Origin of the sequence: Kitasatospora phosalacinea, from assembly GCF_000717185.1 — a bacterium.
Classification (GTDB): domain Bacteria; phylum Actinomycetota; class Actinomycetes; order Streptomycetales; family Streptomycetaceae; genus Kitasatospora; species Kitasatospora phosalacinea_A.
In genome coordinates this window covers 1-1223 of the sequence record NZ_JNYE01000253.1, presented here as the reverse complement: position 1 = coordinate 1223, position 1223 = coordinate 1, and the positions used below count along the sequence as shown (strand labels likewise).

The 1223-nt window shown below is 66.7% G+C and carries 2 protein-coding genes; one reads left to right on the top strand and one right to left on the bottom strand.

From position 1 onward, the window contains the following. The first annotated feature begins 72 nt into the window (after positions 1-72). Positions 73-357 carry a hypothetical protein gene (locus tag OO57_RS37865; RefSeq protein ID WP_051778780.1) on the top strand — a complete coding sequence of 95 codons (285 nt, stop codon included), beginning with the start codon at positions 73-75 and terminating at the stop codon, positions 355-357. On the opposite strand, the gene OO57_RS42045 is transcribed toward OO57_RS37865, so the two are convergent. Next, a protein-coding gene (locus OO57_RS42045) for an IS5 family transposase (RefSeq protein ID WP_106974227.1) occupies positions 323-1128 on the bottom strand; the annotation gives its coding sequence in 2 pieces (ribosomal slippage) (positions 323-813 and positions 813-1128; 807 coding nt in all). The two genes, OO57_RS37865 and OO57_RS42045, sit on opposite strands and share 35 nt — an antisense overlap. Positions 1129-1223: the final 95 nt, after the last annotated feature.

Genomic DNA, 1223 nt, shown 5'->3' with positions numbered 1-1223 from the left:
CCGAGTACCGCTTGCCCTGCTTGTTGCTCACCTGGCTCTACTTCCTCTGGAACCTCACGTCCCAGTCTCCAGGTGTCCAGGTCCACGGGGAAGCTTCAGTGCCGCCTCACCCCGTTTTCGCGCACTTGGCTGCCCGGGATCCGTGCCGCCGACGGCAACTGGGTCTGTGACGCGGTACTCGGCCCTGAGCTCCTGTCGGATGATCTTCGCGAGGTCTTCGACCTCCTGATGGATCTCGATCCGGTCTTCACGCTGCGCTTCCATGAGGGCAGCGAGATCCTGGTCAATGCCGTGAAAGCCAGAGACGGCGAACGTATGGCGATCACGGTCTGCGAGTCGGCTGAGCAGGCCGCCTGAGGCGCCGCCAGTAGATGAGTGCGCAGGCGAGTGAGACGAAGGTGTTGTGGAGGTCGAGGCGTCTCTCCCAGCGGACGGCGAGGCGTTTGAATTGGTGGAGTTGGGCGAAGGTCTGCTCGACGACGTAGCGGAGCTTGCCGAGGCCGATGATGTCGGCCTCGCCGCGGCGGGAGATGACGGGCAGGATCCCGCGTTTGCGCAGTTGTCGGCGGTTGGGGTTGCTGTCGTGGCCCTTGTCGCCGAGCAGAGCGTCCGGGCGCTTGCGGGGGCGGCCGACGCGGCCGGCGACCGGTGGGATGTTGTCGACCAGGCCGAGGGTCAAGGTGACGTCGTTGACGTTGGCGGCGGTGGTGATCACGTGGAACGGGATGCCGCCGCCGTCGCTGATCACGTGGTGTTTGCTGCCGGTCTTGCGGCGGTCGACCGGTGACGGGCCGGTGGCCTCGCCCCTTTTTTCGCGTGTACGTGGGAGGCGTCCACGCAGGCGCGGGTCCAGTCGATCAGTCCGGCCGCGTTCAACTCGGCCAGGAGCATGCGGTGCAGGGCCTCGAACACCCCGGCCCGCTGCCAGCGGCCAAGCCTGCGCCAGCAGGTCTGCCCGGAGCCGAAGCCCAGCTCGGGCGGCAGCTGCTGCCAGGTGATACCGGTGTATAGCACGAACAGGATGCCCTGCAGGCACAGCCGGTCGTCCACGGGGCGCGGGCCCGGCGACCGCTCCGGCCACGCCGGCAGCAGCGGCTCGATCCGAGCCCACAGCTCGTCGTCCACCATCCACGGCTTCTTGCTCACACCATCACGAACGGACGAATCGTCACATCGGTCACGCCCCACCAGCAACGATCACGAAGATCGTGTTACGAGTTCTA